The organism is Pseudomonas sp. FeS53a (genome assembly GCF_000931385.1).
In the GTDB taxonomy this organism is placed as follows: domain Bacteria; phylum Pseudomonadota; class Gammaproteobacteria; order Pseudomonadales; family Pseudomonadaceae; genus Metapseudomonas; species Metapseudomonas otitidis.
Genome location: NZ_JYFT01000011.1, coordinates 114,407 through 135,143, shown reverse-complemented (window position 1 = coordinate 135,143; position 20,737 = coordinate 114,407). Strand labels below are relative to the sequence as shown.

At 64.0% G+C, this 20,737-nt stretch carries 18 protein-coding genes and 1 tRNA gene; 9 read left to right on the top strand and 10 right to left on the bottom strand.

Annotated elements, in window-relative coordinates; translation table 11 throughout:
* The first annotated feature begins 742 nt into the window (after positions 1–742).
* On the top strand, positions 743–928 hold the full coding sequence (locus SZ55_RS04265) for a carbon storage regulator (RefSeq protein WP_044401837.1): 186 nt from the start codon (positions 743–745) through the stop codon (positions 926–928).
* Between the two features lie 4 nt (positions 929–932).
* Here SZ55_RS04265 and SZ55_RS04260 read toward each other — a convergent pair whose 3' ends face one another.
* Positions 933–1,565, bottom strand: a complete 633-nt coding sequence (locus tag SZ55_RS04260) for a response regulator transcription factor (protein ID WP_044401834.1) — start codon at positions 1,563–1,565, stop codon at positions 933–935.
* Positions 1,566–1,590: 25 nt separating this feature from the next.
* On the bottom strand, positions 1,591–3,843 hold the full coding sequence (locus SZ55_RS04255; protein ID WP_044401831.1) for a PAS domain-containing sensor histidine kinase: 2,253 nt from the start codon (positions 3,841–3,843) through the stop codon (positions 1,591–1,593).
* 232 nt (positions 3,844–4,075) lie between these two features.
* Between SZ55_RS04255 and SZ55_RS04250 the strand changes: the two genes are divergently transcribed.
* The 6 genes from SZ55_RS04250 to hxsA all read left to right on the top strand — a co-directional run bounded on the left by SZ55_RS04250 (position 4,076) and on the right by hxsA (position 11,337).
* On the top strand, positions 4,076–5,698 hold the full coding sequence (locus tag SZ55_RS04250) for an acyl-CoA synthetase (protein WP_044401828.1): 1,623 nt from the start codon (positions 4,076–4,078) through the stop codon (positions 5,696–5,698).
* A gap of 67 nt (positions 5,699–5,765) precedes the next feature.
* Positions 5,766–7,535: an acyl-CoA dehydrogenase C-terminal domain-containing protein gene (locus tag SZ55_RS04245; RefSeq protein WP_044401825.1), complete on the top strand. Its 1,770-nt coding sequence runs from the start codon at positions 5,766–5,768 to the stop codon at positions 7,533–7,535.
* Between the two features lie 179 nt (positions 7,536–7,714).
* Positions 7,715–8,011: a His-Xaa-Ser system protein HxsD gene (hxsD, locus tag SZ55_RS04240; protein ID WP_044401822.1), complete on the top strand. Its 297-nt coding sequence runs from the start codon at positions 7,715–7,717 to the stop codon at positions 8,009–8,011.
* A complete protein-coding gene (gene hxsB, locus SZ55_RS04235; protein ID WP_044401819.1) occupies positions 8,011–9,501 on the top strand; it encodes a His-Xaa-Ser system radical SAM maturase HxsB in 1,491 nt (496 codons plus the stop codon). Before hxsD ends, hxsB begins: the two co-directional genes overlap by 1 nt.
* Before the next feature lies 1 nt (position 9,502).
* Positions 9,503–10,732: a His-Xaa-Ser system radical SAM maturase HxsC gene (hxsC, locus tag SZ55_RS04230; protein ID WP_044401816.1), complete on the top strand. Its 1,230-nt coding sequence runs from the start codon at positions 9,503–9,505 to the stop codon at positions 10,730–10,732.
* Positions 10,729–11,337, top strand: coding sequence for a His-Xaa-Ser repeat protein HxsA (gene hxsA, locus SZ55_RS04225; RefSeq protein WP_044401813.1), 609 nt, complete (start codon positions 10,729–10,731; stop codon positions 11,335–11,337). The genes hxsC and hxsA overlap by 4 nt, the downstream gene beginning before the upstream one ends.
* A 64-nt stretch (positions 11,338–11,401) precedes the next feature.
* Here hxsA and SZ55_RS04220 read toward each other — a convergent pair whose 3' ends face one another.
* The 5 genes from SZ55_RS04220 to SZ55_RS04200 form a co-directional block, all read right to left on the bottom strand.
* Complete coding sequence (locus SZ55_RS04220; protein WP_044401810.1) at positions 11,402–12,229, bottom strand: phytanoyl-CoA dioxygenase family protein; 828 nt, start codon at positions 12,227–12,229, stop codon at positions 11,402–11,404.
* Positions 12,230–12,254: 25 nt separating this feature from the next.
* Positions 12,255–13,640: an amino acid permease gene (locus SZ55_RS04215; protein WP_044401807.1), complete on the bottom strand. Its 1,386-nt coding sequence runs from the start codon at positions 13,638–13,640 to the stop codon at positions 12,255–12,257.
* A 91-nt stretch (positions 13,641–13,731) separates the two neighbouring features.
* Entirely contained in the window at positions 13,732–15,204 is a 1,473-nt protein-coding gene (locus tag SZ55_RS04210) for an aldehyde dehydrogenase family protein (RefSeq protein ID WP_052807519.1), read from the bottom strand.
* 136 nt (positions 15,205–15,340) lie between these two features.
* Positions 15,341–16,660 (bottom strand): MFS transporter, encoded by a 1,320-nt coding sequence (locus SZ55_RS04205; RefSeq protein ID WP_236692387.1) that lies wholly within the window; start codon positions 16,658–16,660, stop codon positions 15,341–15,343.
* Positions 16,661–16,969: 309 nt separating this feature from the next.
* The gene (locus SZ55_RS04200; protein ID WP_044401798.1) at positions 16,970–17,788 is read right to left on the bottom strand and encodes a helix-turn-helix transcriptional regulator; all 819 of its coding nucleotides are present in this window, start codon (positions 17,786–17,788) and stop codon (positions 16,970–16,972) included.
* 121 nt (positions 17,789–17,909) lie between these two features.
* On the opposite strand from SZ55_RS04200, the gene SZ55_RS04195 reads away from it, so the two are divergent.
* Both SZ55_RS04195 and SZ55_RS04190 read left to right on the top strand, forming a co-directional pair.
* Entirely contained in the window at positions 17,910–18,758 is an 849-nt protein-coding gene (locus tag SZ55_RS04195) for a S24 family peptidase (RefSeq protein ID WP_044401795.1), read from the top strand.
* Between the two features lie 343 nt (positions 18,759–19,101).
* Entirely contained in the window at positions 19,102–19,677 is a 576-nt protein-coding gene (locus tag SZ55_RS04190; RefSeq protein WP_044401792.1) for a plasmid pRiA4b ORF-3 family protein, read from the top strand.
* Between the two features lie 256 nt (positions 19,678–19,933).
* On the opposite strand, the gene SZ55_RS04185 is transcribed toward SZ55_RS04190, so the two are convergent.
* From SZ55_RS04185 to ihfA, 3 genes are all read right to left on the bottom strand, one after another.
* Positions 19,934–20,010, bottom strand: a tRNA-Pro gene (locus SZ55_RS04185).
* Between the two features lie 84 nt (positions 20,011–20,094).
* Positions 20,095–20,451: a MerR family transcriptional regulator gene (locus tag SZ55_RS04180; protein WP_044401789.1), complete on the bottom strand. Its 357-nt coding sequence runs from the start codon at positions 20,449–20,451 to the stop codon at positions 20,095–20,097.
* On the bottom strand, positions 20,432–20,734 hold the full coding sequence (gene ihfA, locus SZ55_RS04175) for an integration host factor subunit alpha (protein WP_044401787.1): 303 nt from the start codon (positions 20,732–20,734) through the stop codon (positions 20,432–20,434). The genes SZ55_RS04180 and ihfA overlap by 20 nt, the downstream gene beginning before the upstream one ends.
* Between the last annotated feature and the right edge of the window lie 3 nt (positions 20,735–20,737).

Sequence of the window (20,737 nt, the reverse complement as noted above, 5' to 3'; positions counted from 1 at the left end):
TCCACTCATCCGCTCGACTTGCATGTGTTAGGCCTGCCGCCAGCGTTCAATCTGAGCCATGATCAAACTCTTCAGTTCAATACTGCTTGGGTTTTGAGAAAACCCTAAACTTGGCTCAGCAATCGCAAATAAACTCTCGAATTCACGAGTGTTACTTGTGTTGCTGATAATCAGTCGACTACCAGTCTTACATCACAAGCACCCACACGAATTGCTTGATTCAAATTTTTAAAGAGCGTTTCGATCAAGYCTTTCGYCTCAACCGAGGCCGCGCATTCTACAGCAGCCTTTCTTTCTGTCAAGCTGTTTTTCGAAGAATTTTTTCTTTCTACTCAACAACTTGCGCATCCGTCGAAACACTCTTCAACATCAGCGGGAGGCGAATCATACAGCATTCAAACTCGCTGTCAACACCTCTTTTCAGCAATCAACCTGACTAGCAGATCAATCACCGCGAATCCGCAACCACTCCGGAACCGCACCCCACCTCAAACACTTAACTCATTGATTTTCAAGGAGTTTTCGCTGTCCGCCGTGGGAGTGGTGCGCATTATAGAGACCTCAGCCACGGCGTCAACACCTATTTTCAGTTTGCTGTCGAAACGTACTTTTGAGACGGGATCGGCGTTCCCGAAACTCCCCCACGAACCGGTTGAACCCGAGGCCCAGCGGGGGATCAAACCCCGCTCAAGCCCGTGGCAGACAATCCGCCACCCGCTGTCCAACTACAAGAGGAAGAATCGTGCAGGAACTGAACATCAAGGTCGGTGACCACCTCGACCTGGGCGAAGGCGTCGTAGTCCGTGTTGTCGCCGCGCAGGGCTCGCAGATCAAGCTGGGCATCGTCGCGCCCAAGCATGTAGCCGTGCACCGCGAAGAGATCTACAAGCGCATCAACCCGGACCACCGGGTGGCACGCGCCTGCTGAAGCTTCACCCTCTCAGCCGCAGCGGATCGACCATCCCTGCGGCGATCGCCATCCCCACCAGGTCCGGCAGGCACTCTGCCCGCATCCGCTTCATCACCCTGGCGCGATAGAGATCGACAGTCTTCACGCTAATAGAAAGCTGCTCGGCCACCTCCCGATTGGTGTAGCCCTTCACCAACGGCAGGAACACATCCCGCTCCCGCGGCGTCAGGCTGTCCAAGCGTTCCTGCAGATCCCCCTGAGCGAGATTGCGAACCCGCGCCGAGCGGTTCAGTGCTTCCTGCACGCTGTCCAGCAGCAGTTGCTCGTTGTAAGGCTTCTCGATGAAATCCTGCGCCCCCGCCTTGAAGGCCCGCACCACGATGGGCACATCCGCGTGACCGCTGACAAAGATCACCGGCAGATCGATCCCCCGTGCCCGCAGTTCCTCCTGCACGTTCAGCCCGCCCATCCCGGGCATGCGCACGTCCAGCAACACACAGGCATCCGCTGCCGGGTCGCACGCCTCCAAAAAGGCCTTGCCACTGGTGAACGGCAGCGCCGCCAGCCCCACCGACTCCAGCAGCCAGACCGTGGAATCGAGCATCCCCTGGTCGTCATCCACCACATAGACCACCTGGCGGGCGCTTGTCGTCATCCTTACTACTCCATTCTTGTGATTGTCAGTGCAGCGGCAGGCGGCAACGCATGCGCAACCCGCCCTCCTCCATCGGCTCGCCTTCCAGCGAGCCCCCGAACCCCTCGATGATGCTGCGACTCATCGACAGCCCCAGTCCCAGCCCTTCCGGCTTGCTGGTATAGAAAGGCGTGAAGATGCGCTCCAGCGCCAAGGCATCGAGCCCCGGCCCCTCGTCGAGCACCTCCACATCAATACCGGCGCCCGGCATCAACCGAGCGCTGATCACCACCCGTGAAGCCGCCTGTGGATTCGCCTCACGATTGGCCTCGATGGCATTGCGCAACAGGTTCAACAGCACCTGCTCCAACAGCACCCGATCCGCGAAGACCGATGGCAGCCCCGCCGGTAATCGCTCCTCGATCACCACCTGGGCAGCGCCCGCCTCCCAGGCGCAGAGCCGGACCGCCTCGCGCGCCACCTCTGCCACATCCAACGCCTGCATGCGTCGCTGCCCCTTGCGCAAGAATGCACGCAGCCGCTTGATCACCTCCGACGCGTGCTCCGCATGCTCGGCAATGCGTTCCAGCCCCTGGGCCACCCGCTCAGCCGCCTGGGGGTTGCTGCCCAGGCTTTGCAGATAACGCTGGCTGGCGCCCACGTAATTCATCACCGCCGCCAACGGCTGGTTGATCTCATGGGCAATCCCCGAGGCCAGCTCGCCCAGGGTCACCAGGCGCGCCGTATGGGCCAGCTCGTCCTGATGGCGGCGCTGCTGGGCTTCGCGCAGCTCCCGCTCGCTCATGTCCCGCGCCACCAGCGAGTAATAACGCTCGCCCCCGGCCGCCCGATGCGCCAACAGCACCAGCGAGACCGGCAACGACCCACTCCCATCAAGCGCACACAGACGCGCATCGGCGCTCCACACCCCCACGCGCTCGGCCTGTACCTGCCCCGCCTGCAACCTCGCCAGGTCGTCTGTCGAGAACAACGCCGCCAGCGACGGCAACGCCAGCCCGTCCTCCAACCCCAGCGCACGACGAGCAGCCGGATTGAGGTCCGTGACCAGCCCCAGCGCATCGAAGAACAGCACCGGATCGGTATTGGCTTCAACCACCTCCGCCAGGCGCCGCTTGTGCTCCTCGGCCTGTACTCGCGCCGTGATGTCCCGGGAGACGCTCACCACCTCCACCACCGCCCCTGTGTAGGTCTCGCGGATCGCCCGGCACGCCGTCTCGAACCACAGGTAATGCCCCGCGCGGTGACGGATGCGGTAGGTCATGGTGTGGTAGCCATCAGTCTCCAGCGCATCCCGCGCACGCTGGATCAGCGGCATCAGGTCCTGCGCATGGAACAACCCCTGCGCCAGCACCCCGCGCAACTCCTCAGGCCAAAAACCCAGCAGCGTCCAGGACGCCGGCGACGCGTCGAGGAAGCGCCCCTCCGGCGTGTGCCGGGAAATCAGATCCGTAGTGTTCTCCGTGATCAGCCGATACAAGCGCCGCGCCTGCGCCGCCTCACGCTCGGCCAACAGCGGCCGGGTCGCATCACGGCAGCGCCCTAATATCCGCTGGTTCTCGGGGTCGGGCACGAAGGTCCAGAGCAGGATGCGCCCATCACACTGCGCCTCCACCTCCTCGATGGCCCGGCACTGCGCCAGGCAGGCCCGCACCAGCGCCACATGATTGACCGGCAGGAAGCGCAGCACCGCACCCGGCGGCTGCTCCGCCAGCAAGGCCAGCAGCGCCGCGTTCAGCTCCAGCGGCCCCCCCGCCTCGTCCAGCAGCAGGCTCGGCTGAGGATCGTGCCCCAGCAATGGCGAAGCCCGCATCAGGCCTGCCGACTGCGCCAGCACTGTCGACAGCAGTTCCTCCACCGCCCCCAGCCACTCCAGCCCCACCCCCGGCTGTACCTCCACCAGCAGCAGGCCCGGCTGATCGGCCTCCAGCGCCAGGTCGAATACCTGGCCATGGCTGATCCCGGCACGTCGCAAGCGCCCCGCCAGCCAGCAATCCACAGTGCGCACAGCCGAAAGGCTCAGGCGCCCCAGTTCCGCCACTCGCTCGAACAGTCGCGCATCGCTCGCCCCCAGCGGGTCCCCCTGCCCTGGCGGCAAGTGCTGCCCGCTCCCCTCGTGGGTGTAGATCCCCGCCCCCGCCTGCCACACCAGGTAATAAGCCTGGCGCACCTCCGGGTAGCCTCGCAGCGCCCCGCACAGCGCGTCCGCCCGCGCAGACACCGCCACGCCCTCGCGTTGCAGACGCAGCCAGGTGTGCAAACGGACAGGATTACGGCTCATGGGACGGCAGGCTCCAGGGCAAAAGCGGCGACAGCCTAGCAGCGCTCGAAGCCTTGGCCTCTACGCCTTAGGTATAAAACGAAACAATATAGTAGATATACGATACTACTCAGGTATTAATTCCATACTCAATAGCAAACGATATATAAATGACCCCGAACGATCCCGGACCCAGGTCAAAAACGACACGGCCGGGGCACAAGAGCTAACAATCAGCCACCGGGTAATCCGCATGTCGATCTATGAACAGGGCCTCGCCCCTGCTGCCGTGAACCATATCGCCCTCAGCCCGCTGAGCTTCATCGAGCGGACCGCCAGCATCTACCCCCACTATCCCGCCGTCGTCCATGGCGCCATCCGCCGCAACTGGGCAGAGACCTACGCCCGCTGCCGCCGGTTGGCCTCGGCGCTGGCCGGGCGCGGCATCGGCAAAGGCGACACCGTCGCCGTGATGCTGCCCAACATCCCGCAGATGCTGGAAACGCATTTCGGCGTTCCCATGATCGGCGCCGTCCTCAACACCCTCAACGTGCGCCTCGACGCCGAAGCCATCGCCTTCATGCTGCAACACGGCGAAGCCAAGGTCCTGATCACCGACCGCGAATTCTTCGACGTCATCCACGCCGCCGTCGGCATGCTCGACCACCCGCCCCTGCTGGTGGACGTCAACGACCCCGAATACGGCGAAGGCCAGGCCATCAGCGAACTGGACTACGAAGCACTGCTGGCCGAAGGCGACCCCGAGTTCGCCTGGCAATGGCCGGAAGATGAATGGCAAGCCATCTCCCTCAACTACACCTCCGGCACCACCGGCAACCCCAAGGGCGTCGTCTACCACCACCGCGGCGCGTTCCTCAACGCCCTCGGCAACCAGATGACCTGGGGCCTCGGCCACCACCCCGTCTACCTCTGGACCCTGCCGATGTTCCATTGCAACGGCTGGTGCTACCCCTGGACCATCACCGCCCTCGCCGGCGTCCACGTCTTCCTGCGTCGGGTCGACCCGCAACGCATCCTCACCCTCATCCGCGACGAGCAGGTCACCCACCTGTGCGGCGCCCCCATCGTCCTCAACGCCCTGGTGAACATGCCGCCGGAAGCCAAAGCCGCCATCGACCACCCGGTCCACGCCATGGTCGCCGGCGCCGCCCCGCCGGCCAAGGTCATCGGCGCCGTCGAGGAGATGGGCATCCGCGTCACCCATGTCTATGGCCTTACCGAGGTCTATGGCCCGGTCACCGTCTGCGCCTGGCACGGCGAATGGGACGAACTGCCCCTCGAGGAACGTGCCCGCATCAAGGCCCGCCAGGGCGTGCGCTACCCCACCCTCGAAGGCGTCATGGTCGCCGACCCCAAGACCCTCGAACCGACCCCGCGCGACGGCGAAACCATTGGCGAGATCTTCCTGCGCGGCAACACCGTCATGAAGGGCTACCTGAAGAACCCCACCGCCACCACCGAAGCCTTCAGCGGCGGCTGGTTCCACACCGGCGACCTCGGCGTCTGGCACCCCGACGGCTACGTCGAGATCAAGGACCGCCTCAAAGACATCATCATCTCCGGCGGCGAGAACATCTCCACCATCGAACTGGAAGGCGTCCTCTACCGCCACCCCGCCGTACTGGAAGCCGCCGTGGTCGCCCGCCCGGACGAGAAGTGGGGCGAAACCCCCTGCGCCTTCGTCACCCTCAAGGCCGACCACCAGTCCGTCCGCGAGAGCGACATCATCGCCTTCTGCCGCGACCACCTCGCCGGCTTCAAGGTCCCGCGCACCGTGGTCTTCACCACCCTGCCGAAAACCTCCACCGGCAAGATCCAGAAATACGTCTTGCGCGACATGGCCAAGGCCCTCTGAGCCAAACCCCGCGAACCCCGAGAGAGGCCGCCCACCCGGGCGGCCCCGTCACGCCGAGAGAACACCGATGCCCGAGTACAACGCCCCCCTGCGCGACCTGCGCTTCGTCCTGCATGAACTGTTCGAAGCCCCGCGCCTCTGGGCCCGACTGCCGGCCCTGGCCGAAACCGTGGATGCCGATACCGCCGATGCCATCCTCGAAGAGGCCGCCAAAGTCACCGGCGGCCTGATCGCACCGCTCAACCGCAGCGGCGACGAAGAAGGCGCCCAGTGGGTCGAAGGCCGGGTCATCACCCCAGCCGGCTTCAAGGCCGCCTACGCCACCTATATAGAAGGAGGCTGGGTCGGCCTCTCCGGCAACCCGCAGTACGGCGGCATGGGCATGCCCAAGATGCTCGCCGTGCAGTTCGAGGAAATGCTCTACGCCGCCAACTCCAGCTTCGCCCTCTACTCCGCCCTCAGCGCCGGCGCCTGCCTCGCCATCGACGCCCACGCCAGCGCCGAACTCAAGCAGGCCTACCTGCCCAATCTGTACGCCGGCACCTGGGCCGGCTCCATGTGCCTTACCGAGCCACACGCCGGCACCGACCTCGGCATCATCCGCACCAAGGCCGAACCCCAGGCGGACGGCAGCTACCGCATCACCGGCACCAAGATCTTCATCACCGGCGGCGAGCAGGACCTCACCGAGAACATCATCCACCTCGTCCTCGCCAAGCTCCCCGACGCCCCCGCAGGCCCCAAGGGCATCTCCCTGTTCCTCGTACCCAAGGTCCTGGTGAACGCAGACGGCAGCCTCGGCCAGCCCAACGCACTCTCCTGCGGCTCCATCGAACACAAGATGGGCATCAAGGCCTCCGCCACCTGCGTGATGAACTTCGACGGCGCCACCGGCTACCTCATCGGCGACGCCAACAAAGGCCTCGCCGCCATGTTCACCATGATGAATTACGAGCGCCTCTCCATCGGCATCCAGGGCATCGGTTGCGCCGACGCCTCCTACCAGAGCGCCGTCGCCTACGCCCGCGAACGCCTGCAGAGCCGCGCCCCTACCGGCCCCCAGGCCCAGCACAAGGTGGCCGACCCTATCCTCGTCCACCCCGACGTGCGCCGCATGCTGCTCACCATGAAAGCCCTCACCGAAGGCGGCCGCGCCTTCGCCTGCTACGTCGGCCAGCAACTCGACCTCGCCAAGTTCAGTGACGACGCCGACGAACGCCAAGCGGCCGAAGCCCTGGTCGCCCTGCTCACCCCCGTCGCCAAGGCCTTCTTCACCGACACCGGCCTGGAAAGCACCGTCCACGGCCAGCAGGTATTCGGCGGCCACGGCTACATCCGCGAATGGGGCCAGGAGCAACTGGTCCGCGACGTCCGCATCGCCCAGATCTACGAAGGCACCAACGGCATCCAGGCCCTCGACCTGCTCGGCCGCAAGGTCGTCGCCAATGGCGGCACCAGCCTGCGCCGCTTCACCGCCGAGATCCGCCGCTACGCCACGGAAGACGTCCCGCACCGCGCCGCCCTGCTCGACGCCGTCGACCGCCTGGAGCGCACCACCACCCGCGTGCTGGAACAGGCCGCCAGCGACCCCAACGCCATCGGCGCCGCCTCCGTCGACTACCTGCACCTGTTCGGCTACGTCGCCTATGCCTGGCTCTGGTCCCGCATGGCCCGCATCGCCAGCGAACGCCAACCCCAGGACCCGGCCTTCTACAGCGCCAAGCAGGCCACCGCCGCCTTCTACTTCGAACGCCTGCTACCCCGCACCCTCAGCCTCGAAGCCAGCATCCTCGCCGGCAGCCGCACCCTATACGGCATCACCGCCGAGCAATTCTGACCCCTTAGCGTGACGCGGCCCCGCCCTGGGTGTCCGCGTTTTTTATTTCGGACCTGCGCCCCTCACAGTAAAAACCCTACAAATAGAAGGAAATAATCCCACACAGATAGCGGCCAATAGCTTTCAGACTGAGGCACTATCAATCTCACGATAATTCAGGTGCTTGGGAATGGAATCCTATGAGTTGGTGCTTTTCGCTTGAGCTGGATGAAAGCCTCTATCCCCTATCCGCCGTACGACGAGCGGCCTACGCGATGGCTGGAGACTGCTCGATCCAGATCGACCGCGCAGAGACCAAGCTGATCCTCGGCATTTCCCCCGTCAGCCCCACTGCAGACTTCACAGAACTACAAGCGAAAGCCCAACTGCTCCGTACGCTCAATGACTTCGTGCTCCGAGAGGTCATTCGGCAAGAAACCCGCGGCGTCCACGAGCTGCTAGCGAAAGCAGCCTTGCACGGCAGCGGCGTGTCCTGATGCTCCCGCCCTTGATCGCAACCGATAGCGGTTACCGCCTGCTTCCCTTCCGCTTCATGCGGATGGAGGGCGACCCCCGACAGGAGGTACTGATTACCTCGGAGACAGGCGAGTACCTGTTCATTGCGGAGCACCAGTTGCCCTTGCTCATCCACCGGCAGTTGCCTGCGGGTACAGCACTCTACAGGGACCTGCTGGCACGCCACTTCATCCACGAGCCCGGCCGCCACGACCCACTCCCGGAAATGGCGGCCCAGTACCGCAGTCGCAAATCCTTCCTGTTCGGCGGGCCAGCCCTCCATCTCTTCGTCGTCACGCTGCGCTGCAACCACACCTGCCAGTACTGCCAGGTTTCACGCGCACCGCTGGCAGGCGCCGGACACGATATGAGCGCCGAGCATGCCAGCGATGCGGTGGCGAGGCTCTTCGAATCCCCATCCCCTGTGCTGACAGTCGAATTCCAGGGCGGGGAGCCGCTTCTTGCCTTTGACCGCATCCGCCAGATTGTCGAGCAGGTGAGCGAACGCAACGAACAGGAACAGCGCGACATCCAGTTCGTCATCAGCAGCACGCTTCATCACCTCGACGACACCATCATCGAGTTCGCCCAGCAGCATCGCATCCAGTTCTCCACGTCCCTGGATGGCCCCGGTTTTCTTCACAACGCCAATCGCCCCATCCCCACGCGAGATGCCTACCAGCGCACGCTGGCGGGTATCGAGTGGGTCCGCGCGGTCCTGGGCCACGATGCGGTGTCAGCGCTGACGACCCTGACCAGCCGGAGCCTCGAGTACCCCCGGCAGATCGTCGATGAATACATCGAACAGGGCTTCAACGGCATATCGCTGAGACCGCTCAGTCCGTATGGCTTCGCCAGGTCATCGAGCGAACGACTCGACTACCCCATGGATCGGTACGTCCGCTTCTACAAGGAAGCGCTGGCATACCTTATTGAGGTCAACCAACAAGGCATCTACCTGGCCGAGGGCTACGCCGCCCTGCTGCTGACAAACATCCTCACGCCGTTCTCCTCCGGTTATGTCGACCTGCGCTCTCCCATGGGGGCTGGCATCGGAGCCCTGGTCTACAACTACGACGGCTTTGTCTATCCATCCGATGAAGCCCGAATGCTGCTGGAAATGGGCGAAGAAGGACTGCGCCTCGGCAGCGTCAAGGAGCCGCTGGCCAACCTGCTTCGCTCGCCGGTGATCGAGCTCTTGCTGTCCGCAGGCGTAGCGGAGGCGCTTCCGGGCTGTGCGGATTGCGCCCTGGTGCCCTACTGCGGAGCGGACTCGGTCGAGCATTTTGCTCGCCAAGGCGACCCGATCGGGCACAAGCGGTTCAGCTCGTTCTGTGAAAAAAACACCGCGCTGCTCTCCCACTTGTTCCATCTGTTGCACAACGACGACGAAGCGACCCACCGGGTGCTGCTGTCATGGCTGGCCAAGCGGTCGTTGAAAGATGTCCCCCCGATTGGATACAGGGGCTAGCATGCTGCGCCTGGATACCCAGTTCGACATACGGAATCTCCGCACGCCCAGGCTTCTCAAGGTGATTACGCTCCCCGAGCTGATCGAGAAAGGAACCCACGCTTGCGCAGGTGAGGCCTCCTTCGTTGATCTGCTCCTGCATGTCGCGGACGCCGATGCTCTGGACGACCACCTGCTCCCATCCTTCCCACTGGCGGGGCTGCTCATCGACGAAGGTCCGTGCCCGGGCCTCGACGAGCAGAAGCTGGTGCTCTCGAACCCTCGGGATCCGGGCGTTGTTCGCCCGGGTGATGTCATCGCACTTTCGCCGGACTCCCGAACCGTTAGAGTCCTCTATCGCCGTGGTGCCAACAGCAACCTGCTGTTCATGACGGATCGCTGCAACAGCTTGTGCCTCATGTGCTCGCAGCCGCCAAAGGACGTCGAGGACTCGTGGCACGTGGAGGAGAACCTCCGCCTGCTCGACCTCATCGACCCAGGTGAGGAGCAGTTGGGCGTCAGCGGTGGAGAACCCACGCTCTACCGGGAGGGCCTGCTGGCAATCCTCGCGAAAACCAAGTGGATCTCCCCGGAAAAATCCGTGCATGTGCTCAGCAATGGCCGCCTGCTCAGCGATCCCGCGTGGATCGACGAACTGAAGCGCGTCGATCACCCGGCACTCACATGGGGCATTCCACTCTATGGCGATACGGCAGAGCTTCATGACCAGGTGGTGCAGGCCCAAGGGGCATTCAGCGAAACCATGCGCGGCATCTACAACCTCGCGCGTGCAGGCCAAAGGGTAGAGATCCGCGTGGTTCTCAATCAGTTGACCGTACCCCGGCTACCCCAGCTCGCCCACTTCATCTTCAGGAACATGCCCTTCGTCGAACACATTGCGCTGATGGGCATCGAGAGCACCGGGTTGGCCAAGAAAAACTACCAGGCGCTGTGGATTGACCCACTCGACTATCAGGACGCCCTGGCCAGTGCTTGCCACTTTCTTGAAGTACGGGGCATGGCCCCCTCGATCTACAACCTTCCCCTCTGCGTGCTGGCCCCTTCGTTGATGCCTTTCTACCGACAGAGCATCTCCGACTGGAAGAACCTCTTCATCGACACCTGCGCAGGCTGTGAAGCAACAGGACAGTGCGCCGGTTTCTTCAAATCGCACTCGCAGCGCTGGCAAAGCCGGGGCATCAGACCGCTGAAACGAGAGGAACTGCCCCTCTACACAAGGAGCCCGTCATGAAACTACTTGATCGCTGGAAACTGCTCATCGGCCAGACCGTGGCGCTGCTTCCCGTGGTTGGCGCGCCGATGGCGCAAGCGGCCCAGTACGGCCAGGCCCTGGATGACCTGTCATACGACACCCGCGACGAGCCACCCGTCTTCCGAAACACCCTGAACGCCGAGACCGCCGAGAATCTGTACGCAGCCCACCGTTCCCATAGCTCGCATCGTTCCCATAGCTCGCACAGTTCACACAGCTCCCATTACAGCAGTTCAAGCAGCTATAGCTCGCCCCGCAGTTACTCCACACCGAGTTCAACCTACAGCACCCCGAGCTATGGCAGCGGCACGGGCTCCAGCTACGGCTCCAACCTTTCAAGCCCAGCCACGGAGCCTTCAAACCGTTCCTCAAACGCACGCCCAGACGCAACTGATCTCTCCGAAATGATCAGCCGCGTGCAAATGGCTCTTATGGTCAAGAAGTACTACAAGGGCCCGGTCGATGGCGTAATGGGCCAAAGCACACGCAACGCCCTGATGTCGTTCCAGATGAACTCCGGACTGGAGATCAACGGGCGCATGGATACCCCAACCCTCAATGCGCTGGGCATTGCGATTCGCTGAGTATCCTCTGGATCCGGGGCATCAACGGTGCGATGCCCCGGAAGTGGCAGGCCCCCGCTCTCCGTCACCCCCTCGGCCACACAACCGGAAACAACCGGTGCACCATCGGCGCGCCGGGCGGTAGTTCGTCGGCGAGACCGGGGAACTCCGGGGAGGTTTTCCAGGGCCGGGGGGCATGGACCATGTCTTCGCCGAGAAAGCGCAGGGAGAAGGCGCGGCGCCGATGCGGACCGTCGACGCCGCCGGAGGCGTGCAGGGTGAGCATGTGGAAGAACACCGCATCGCCCGGCTCCAGGGCCCAGCCGATGATGGGCCAGCGGCTGCGATCGGCCTCGATGTCCGGCAGATCCGCCAGGCTGCCCTCGGGGAACCAGCGGGCCTGGTTGTCGAGAAAGGTGCGCGGCATCAGCCAGGGGCCCAGGTGGGAGCCGGCGATGAACTCCAGGGTGGAGGCCCGCGCCACCGGGTCCACCGGCATCCACATGCTGCAGTTCTGCCGGCCTTCGACGTTGTAGTAGGGCTGGTCCTGGTGCCAGGGGGTGCGCTGGCGGGTGTTGGGCTCCTTCACCAGCAGGTGGTCGTGATAGAGCCGGGCCGTGGAGCTGCCCATCAACTGCGCGACGACCGAGCCCACGCGGCTCTCGAAGATGAACTGGCGGTAGGCATCGAATTCCCGCCAGTTGCAGAAGTCCTCGAAAAACCAACCGGGGTCGTCAGGTCGGCTGGCCACCTTGGCCCGTGCACTGGGGTTGGCGAGGTTGTGTTCGATGCCCAACTCCAGCAGCGCCACCTCGTCCGGGGTGAACAACTGGCGGATGCAGACCGCACCGTCGCGCTGGAAATCCTCGATCAGTTCGGCAGGCAGTTCAAATTCGTAGGCGTGTCGGCTCATGGCGTTCTCCTTTGCATTGATCCGTTCAGGAAGGCTCGGGTTCGCCCGGCACGTCCCTGCCCGGCCGCACCCACAAACCGTAGGCGAGGCTGAGCAGCACGAGCCAGGCGGCGCCGATGCCGAGGGCGGTGCGGGTGTCGGGGAAGCTCGCCATCACGGCGAAGATGAACAGCATGAAGGCGATCGCCAGGTACTGGCCCCAGGGCCAGAACGGCACCGGAAAGTGCAGCGCCGCCACCTCTCCGGCATCCAGCGAGCGGCGCATGGCCACCTGGGCCAGGAGGATCATCAGCCACACCCAGACCACGGCGAAGGTCACCAGGGAGGCGAACAGCAGGAACAGCTCATGGGGCAGCAGGTAGTTGAGCAGCACGCCCAGCAGCAGCGCCAGGGTCATCACCAACACCGTCATCCAGGGCACTCCGGCCGCCGAAAGCCGCGCGAAGGCCGCCGGTGCCTGACCGTTGCCCGCCATGCCGTAGAGCATGCGGCCGGTGCAGAAGATGTCGCTGTTGATGGCGGAGATGGCGGCCGAGATCACCACCAGGTTGAGCAGGCTGGCAGCCGAGTCGATACCCAGCCCGCTGAATATCTGCACGAAGGGACTGCCCTGGGTACCGATTCGCGACCAGGGCCAGATGGCCATCAGCACCAGCAAGGTGAGTACGTAGAACAGCAGGATGCGCAGGGGCACCGAATTGATGGCCTTGGGGATCATCCGCTGCGGGTCCCCGGCCTCGCCGGCGGTGAGGCCGATCACCTCGATGCCGCCGAAGGCGAAGATGACGATGGTGAAGGAGGCCACCATGCCGCCGAGTCCATTGGGGAAGAAGCCGCCATGGGCCCAGAGGTTGGCGAAGCCCGCTGCTTCGCCCTCCCCGCCCAGGCGGACACCGGCCACCAGCACGCCGAGCCCGGCGAGGATCATGGCCACGATTGCCACCACCTTGAGCAGTGACAGCCAGAACTCCAGCTCACCGAACACCCGCACGCTGCAGAGGTTGAGGCCGGCGATGACGAAGACGATGCCGAGCACCCAGATCCAGCGCGGCGTATCCGGGAACCACAGGCCCATGTAGATCCCGAAGGCGGTCACGTCCGCCAGGCACACCATCAGCATCGAGAAGGCGTAGGTCCACCCGGTGAGGAAGCCCCAGTAGCGCCCCAGGTAGCGGCTGGCGTAGTGGCCGAAGGAGCCGGCCACCGGGTCGCGCACCGCCATCTCGCCCAGGGCGCGCATCATCAGGTAGATGGCCGCCCCGGCGATGAGGTAGGCCAGCAGCACCGATGGACCGGCGCGCTGGATGGCGGCGGCCGAGCCGTAGAACAGGCCGGTGCCGATGGCCGAACCCAGTGCCATGAAACGGATGTGCCGGGCGGTCAGGCCACGGCGCAGGGTGGAGTGCTCCATTTGCGTCGCCTCTCTTGTTGTTGTGATCGCTACACACCCGGGCCGCCATTGACGACTCCGTGCACGCAGGGCGAGCCGGCTCCCGACCGGCCTAGGGCTGGCGCCACCTCCAGGGCTGCGCCCCCACGAAACGGGTCACCTGCTTGGGCGCCAGGTAGTTCTGCAGGCCCCAGGGGCCGCGCTGGCGGCCATTGCCGCTGAGCCGGTTGCCGCCCCAGGGCGCCTGGATGAAGCCGGTATGGGCGCAGTTGAGCCAGACCACCCCGGCCCGAAGCCGCTGGCTCATCCAGTCTGCGCGGGCGGGGTCTCCCGTGACGACCGCTGCCGCTAGCCCGTAGATGGTGTCGTTGGCCAGGGCCAGCGCCTCTTCCTCGTTGCGGAAGCGCTTCACGCTCAGCACCGGGCCCAGGCACTCGTGCCGCCACAGCGGGCTGGCCACGTCGGGCTCGGCGAACACCGCCGGCTGGATGAAATAGCCTCGCCCCAGGAGCGAGGGCCGCAGGCCACCGCAGAGCAGGCGAGCATCCTGCTGGCCCTGGGCAATGAGACTGATCATCCGGTGCAGATGACGAAGCCCGGCCAAGGGCCCGAGCTGCACACCCGGCTCCATTCCCGGCCCCACACGCAGGGCCTGGGTACGGGCCACCAGGCATTCCAGCAGCGGCTCGAACAGCCCCTCCTGCACCAGCAACCGCGACAGGGCGCTGCTGGTCTGACCCTGGTTCCAGAACGCGCCGTACAAGGCCCACTCCACGGCCGTCTCGATGTCGGCGTCGTCGAACACGATGAGCGAGGACTTGCCGCCCAGCTCCAGGCTCACCGGCTTGATGTCCGGCGCGGCACTGGCCATCACCTGGGTGCCGTTGGCCAGGCTGCCGGCGAAGGTCACCTTGTCCACTTCCGGGTGCTGCACCAGCGCGGGCCCCAGCTCCGCGCCATAGCCCAGCAGCACGTTGAGCACGCCGGAAGGCAGCCCGGCCATGTCGGCTGAACGCGCCAGCTCCAGGGTGGAGAGCGGCGTCAGCGAGGATGGCTTGATGACGCAGGTGGCCCCTGCCGCCAATGCCGGTGCCACGCACCAGGCCGCTGTCAGCAGCGGGAAGGTGAAGGGTGTGAACAGCGCCGCGACGCCTACCGGCTCGTGCATCACGCGGCACTCGAAACGTGGGTCGTCGATCTCCAGCGCCAAGCCCTGGCGCTCATCCAGCGCCCGCGCCAGGCCCGCGTAATAGCGGAAGCAGGCGGCGGCATCGGCCACGTCCTGCAGAGCATCCGGGTAGGGCTTGCCGTGGTCCTGCACCTCCAGCAGGGCCAGGGCCTCGGCACGGACGGCCAGGTCGTCGGCAATGCCGTCCAGCAATGCGCCACGCTCGCGCCCGCTGGTGAAGCGCCAGTGGCTATCGAAGGCCCGCCGCGCGGCGCATACGGCCTGGTCCACCTCTCGCGTGCCGGCCATCACCAGCGTCTGGATGGGGGCCTCCGTAGCCGGGTTCACGCTGGTGAAACGGCGACAGGCGGCCGGAGCCAGCCAGCGGCCATCGATGTAGAGCATTCCCGTACCCATGGTTCTCCCTCGTCAATGCAGCCCATCCAGGGCGGCACACAAACCGCTGCACATATGCCACGCCAGACCTGCACCTCTGGCGACGCTACCCCGCTAGCCCTCTCGCCACCGGTGCCAAGCAGCGAGGCGCAACCCATCAAGGCCGTGCCATTGCCACCGCGGCCACGTGACGCCAGCCCATCAGCCCGAGCGCGAGGCTGGCCACCAGCACCGGCACGGCGATCCACAGGAAGAAACCCTGCAGGCTGCCCGCCCAGGTGAACAGCCATGCGCCCAGCATCGAGCCGACGATGGACCCGGCCCGGCCAGCGGACAGCGCCCAGCTCACCCCCGTCGCCCGCGCGCTGACTGGGTACAGGGTGGCGGCGATGATGCTCAGGTTGGCCAGCAGCCCGCTGAGCCCGAAGCCGGCGATGAACACCATCGCCAACAATTGCGTCGCGCTGCCTAGTTGGGTGCCGATCAGCCCCAGCGCCACGGCCGAGAACGCTGCCTGCAGCGGCAGCACCCAGCGTGGTCCTACCCGGTCCAGCAGCAGTGCCATGACGATGCTGCCCAGCACCCCGCCCATGGGAATCATCGACGCCACGTGAGCCGACTCGCTCGGTCCGTAGCCGCTGGAGCGCAGGATGGTGGGAAGCCAGTTGGTCAGCAGGTAGAACACGAACAAGCCGCAGAAGAAGGTCAGCCACAGCATCAATGTGCGCAGCGCCTGGCCCGCCTCGAACAAGGTGGAGACTGGCGAGCGCGGTTGTTCGGGCAGGTCTCCTACCAGGCGCACCATGCTCCAGTCGCGCTCACCGCCGATGGCCTTGACCACCTGCAGCAGCGTCGCCTGCTGCTCCGGCCGCCCCACCAGGAAGTACAGCGACTCCGGTAGCCAACGCAGCAACGCCGGCACAAGCACCAACGGCGCCAGCCCTCCCAGGGCCAGCATCCCTTTCCACCCCAGCAGCGGCATCAGCCAGGCCGCAACGCTGCCACCCAGTGCCAGGCCGAGGATGAAGCCCGAATAGCTCAGCGTCGCCAGCAGCACCCGGCGCCGCTGTGGTGCGTATTCCGATGACAGCGTGATGCAGTTGGGCAACACCCCACCGAGCCCGATGCCGGTGACGAAGCGCAGTACCACCAGCATCCCCAACCCGGTGGAAAACGCTGCCGCCAGCGTGCCCAGGGCGAACACCAGGATGCCGCCCAGCAGCACACGCTTGCGCCCGAAGCGATCCGCCAGCGGGCCACAGCACACAGCCCCCACCAGCATCCCGAACAGGCCCGCGCCAAAGGCCGGTGCCAGTTGCTCGCGAACGAGCCCCCAATCGCCGATCAACTCCGGCGCCACGTAGCCGATCACCGCCGTATCGAATCCATCCAGCAGCACGATGAGAAAGCAGAACACCAGTACCCGTACCTGCAACCCGGAGATGGGGCTGTCGTCGATGATGTCGGCAATCCGCACGGACCTTCGCATGGCAACACTCCCTGACACGTGCCCCAGTGCCCCTGGGGCCGGTTCTTCTTGTCGATGCACGCCTGGCACCGGCGAGCCGGGCACGGCAGGGGCCACCCTAACAACGCACGCGCGCAGGGCGGTACGACTCGGACGGTAGCCGGCTTCGGGCACCGCTGTAGGCCTTGCCTCGGCAGGCCACCCCGCGTTTCGCGCAAAGGCCACCAGAGGCGCACAGCAAGGCGTCGCCCCATGCAAAGCGGGAATGGAGAACAGTTGGAGCTGTCGAACCCGGTGCCGTGGCGCACCAGACGCTGCCTAGGTGTCGGGGCTGCAGCGCCGGATAGCGGGAGCCGCCCCCTCCTCCATCAGCCCGTGGAGGAACAGCCCCAGCAGCTGCACCTGGCTGGTGACACCCAGCTTCTCGTACAGGTTGCGGCGATGGACCCGGACCGTACTGGGGCTGATGCGCAACAGCCGGCCGATCAGCGCCGGCACGTGGCCCAGCAACAGCAGCCGGGCGATCTCTGCCTCACGCACCGACAGCAGCCCCGCGCCGAACACTGCCAGCGCTGCGCACACCTGCTCATTGAGCACTGGCACCACACGGGTGGCAGCTTCCCGCTTGCACCAGGCCGCTCGCAGCACCTCGTCCACCACCGGCCAGGCATCCCGCGCACGGGACTGCTCAGCGGCAGAAAAGGCCGGCTGCCCTGCGTTGCGCATCAATGACAGCTTCGCCCGGCAACCTTCCCCTGGCGTGGTGGAAACCGCCAGTTCGTCGACCAACGCCAGCCGCTGGTAATGCGCGTGGTAGTAGTGGTTGCTGTGAAGGCTCGCCGGCGCCAGCGCCTGCATCGTCTGCACGCCATCCGGGTTGCCGAACAGCAGGTGCAGGTAGAGCGGGTCCAGCAGGTAGGGCCCGGCGCAGTAGGCGCTGACGAAGAGTGCCCGCTGCGCCTCCGTGAAGGTATCGACCAGCGCCACCGGCGCCGCACTGCCCTCATGCAGGAAGACCACCAGATGATCCGCCGGCACCGCCTCCACAAGCCACGCAGCCAGGGCGCGCAGCTGAGGCTCGCCAGCAGGGCGGGCGAGGATGTGGGTGATGGAGCGGGTCCATTCGGTGAGGTGCATGCGAGGCCTCCACAGTTCTTGCCACCGGCAAGAACCTTCAACTTTTGGAGCCGACGAGTTTAGAAAAATAAACCAATCACGACAAGGAAACTAAACCAAGCGCTGTTTAGCATCCTCAACCATGGATTTTTCAGACCGCGTCAGATCGCGCATGCAGGCCCTGCACTTGAGCGCCGTAGAGCTGGCTCAACTCGTAGGCGTCACCAAAAGCTCCGTCACTCACTGGACTACTGGCAGCAACCAGGCCAGCGGAAAGCGGCTGCTCGCACTTGCCAAAGCGCTGGAGTGTGATGTTGCATGGCTCGCCATGGGCGAGGGCCATCAGACCGGTGAAGCCGGCAAGCACCGCTACGCATCGACCACTTCCGCTAACAAGGGAAAGGACGGAACGGCTGCCTTCGTGCTTGAAATGTTGAAGCTCCACGCCGGCAAGAGCCTCAACAACGCGGCCAGGCAGCGCATCGCTCAAGCAGTGGCCGACAGTTTGGAAACCCAACTCGATCAAGCCGACAAACTGGCTCGTCCTTCCATTTCCCAGTGCGACGCGGAAGCCGAGTTCTGCATTCCCCATTTCGACTTCCGCACCATCCAGCACTCACAGCTACCCGCCGAGCATGCAGAAGCCTTTCGCAGCGTCATTCTGAACAAAACCTACTTGCACAGGCTGGGCCTTCTTTACAGCAGCGCTGACCAACTTGCGGTGGTGACGTGCTGGGACAAGGGCATGGAGGGCACCCTCAACGAAGGCGATGCAGTTATCGTGGATTGCGGTGTAAAGGCCTTTATTGGAGACGGCATCTACCTCGTCAGTTGGGCCAACCACACCTTCATGCGTCGTCTGCTCTTGGCAGGAAGCGAGCAACTGGAACTCATCCCAGACAACACCAAACACAAGCCGAGGCTCGTGCCACAGGAGGACGTGACAGTGCACGCCAAGGCTCTGGTGAACATGAGGATGCAAGCGCTCTGAGCATCAGCCTGCCGCTGTAGGGTGGGCTTCAGCCCACCAGCAGCCATCAAAAATTCTCCTGAGCGTCTCAATCACAAGCACTCAGCTCAAAGCGCCTATCTCCGATTGCTGGCAAGCCCTTTTCCACACGAAGGACGCCGACAGCCGCAGCAACGCATCTCCCATCGTCCGGTATCAGTTCTCGCCTCGCATCCGAATGTGCAGGACTTGCTTCCCAGAAAACCTTGCTTAAGCCCGTTACCTGGTCGACAGTCCCTCGTCTGCAATCAAGAACGACTCCCTGACAAGTCTCGGACCAAGTACGGACAGCTCCTGCTCAAAGCCAGGGCAACAGGAAGAATGAATGGCAACGACTCCATCGATATATGTGCTGCATGTTCAGTTGGCTCCCCTGGTGGTACTGCCACCCGTCTGGCGGCGGCTGGCGGTAACGGGGGATTGCTCGCTACGACGGCTACACCACTTCATCCAGGCAGCATTCGGCTGGGAGAGCCGCCATCTGCATGAGTTCACCAATGGCATCGACCACTACCTGCCACCTGACCCCGACATAGGACTGCCGGAAGCGGAAACAGCGGACGATCGCCGAGTGAAAGTACGGCGCGCGCTTAAACCAAGTGACCGGATGCAGTACATCTACGATTTCGGGGATGAATGGCTACATGTGATCGCAGTGGAAGCTATCCGGCCGTGCGAGGTTACAGGGGCCTGGTGCGAGCTGCTGGACGGAGCCGGCGCATGCCCGCCGGAGGACGTAGGCGGGCCACACGGGTACATGGCGTTTTTGCAGAGCATCCACTCCCCCACCAGCCCTGCTGGTCGGGAGGCACTGGAGTGGGCGGGTGGCCCGTTCGATCCGGAGCTTTTCGATCTCCGAGCTGCGAAAGCGGCAGTGCAGCGAGTTTGCAATAACCAGTGAGGGTGACATTCGATCAAGCCGATGCGGCTGGGCTTAGCTAAAGGCGGCCATATAGATCCAACCACTGCGAAGACGCATGAGTCGTCGTGGCCGGCCGTATTAACAGGCACGGCCTACCACGCATAGGCTTACTTGTCTTTGGCAGCAGACCTCACTAGCGCAAAGAGTTCTGCAGCGAAGCTCTCTTGGAAAAGGGACAACAGACCAAACAAACGAAAAAGGCCCAAGTCTTTCGACTTGGGCCTTTCTCTAAATATGGTCGGGACGGAGTGATTCGAACACTCGACCCCTTGCACCCCATGCAAGTGCGCTACCAGGCTGCGCTACGCCCCGACGTTTGTTGCTAGCTCCGTCACCGGAACGACGCGAACTATACTTTAAGCTTTTGAATTGTGGAAGGTTTTTTTTGGATTTTTTTCACTTACGCAGTACGACGAGGACGTCTTCAAGCTCGGCAATCATCTGCCGTATCAGCTGCTTGTACTGAGTGGTGTCATCCTTGGCCTCGTCACCGGAGAGACGCTGACGCGCCCCACCAATGGTAAAGCCCTGATCGTACAGCAGGGCCCGGATCTGCCGAATCATCAGCACATCCTGGCGCTGGTAGTAGCGGCGGTTACCCCGCCGCTTGACCGGGTTGAGCTGGGGAAATTCCTGCTCCCAGTAACGCAGCACGTGGGGCTTGACTGCGCAGAGCTCGCTGACCTCGCCAATGGTGAAATAACGCTTGCCAGGAATAGGTGGCAGTTCGTCGTTATGACTTGGTTCCAGCATAAGCTTCAACTCTGGCTTTCAGTTTTTGGCCCGGACGGAACGTCACGACACGGCGTGCCGTGATCGGGATTTCCTCGCCTGTCTTCGGGTTGCGTCCGGGGCGCTGGCGTTTGTCGCGCAGGTCGAAGTTGCCGAAACCGGACAATTTCACCTGTTCGTTCTGCTCCAGCGCCTGACGGATTTCCTCGAAAAACAGTTCGACCAGTTCCTTGGCTTCCCGTTTGTTCAGGCCAAGCTCTTCATACAGACGTTCAGCCATCTCAGCTTTCGTCAGAGCCCCCATACG